Source organism: Vibrio sp. 03_296 (genome assembly GCF_002265885.1).
In genome coordinates, this window is record NZ_NPKW01001345.1 from 1 (window position 1) to 839 (window position 839).

The window sequence follows — 839 nt, forward strand, 5'->3', positions numbered from 1 at the left end:
CTTTTTTTGAGCGCTGTTTTTCGGACACTTATTCTTTGGCGCTGAAAATTCAGAGCGTTGCCTCAATCAATTGTCAGGTAAGCGCGAGGTTAGGGAGGCTGGCTCAATCAGAAATTTTGATCTTAGGTTTTTGAGTTTTGACTGCCAAAGTTCAAAGTCTGATTTTCAAAATTATGAGTCATTTCTGTTTTCTACTTTTTGGTTTTTGTTTGTAAATCAAAGTCGAGTTAATCTTAATTCAATTAAAACGTAAGCCATTGAAGCTTAAGCATAACAAAGCGTTTAAGAGGGATTTGGCACGCGTGGCATTTTTGGTTTGCGTTGGGTTCGGTGATTAAGTCACTGTGCGGTAGCTTTTGTATTGCGTGCCTGCACCCCTTAACGCGGCGTTATGCTTAATCAAGTAAAATCAGCTGGTTATGGTTTTTCTTTGTTCCCTCGGCTTTTCAGTTTGGTGTTTGTCGCCAAGTTGACTTCAGTGGGCGCTGTTTTTCGGACACTTATTCTTTGGCGCTGAAAACTATGAGTATTGCCTCAATTAATTTTCGGGTAAGCGCGAGGTTAGGGCGGTTGGCTCAATCAGAAATCCATTTCTAGGTTTTCAAACTTCAAACCAGATTTGCCAAAATCCGAAGTCTGATTATCAAAACTATGATTCATTTCGGTTTTCTATGTGATTCAAAGTCGAGTTAATCTTGGTGCTGATTAATCATAACCCATTGAAGCTTAAGCATAACAAGGCGTTTAAGCGGGATTCATGCCGCGTGGCATTTTTGGTATGCGGTGAGTTTTGGTGGTGAAAGTGGTCTGCGGAAGCTTGGTTTATGCGGCACTCACCC

1 protein-coding gene is annotated in these 839 nt (G+C 41.2%); it reads left to right on the plus strand.

What is annotated here, in order from left to right:
- Window positions 1-732 precede the first annotated feature (732 nt).
- Window positions 733-839: DUF3265 domain-containing protein (locus tag CIK04_RS32070; RefSeq protein ID WP_142995064.1), on the plus strand; the 107-nt coding region annotated here is incomplete at its 3' end.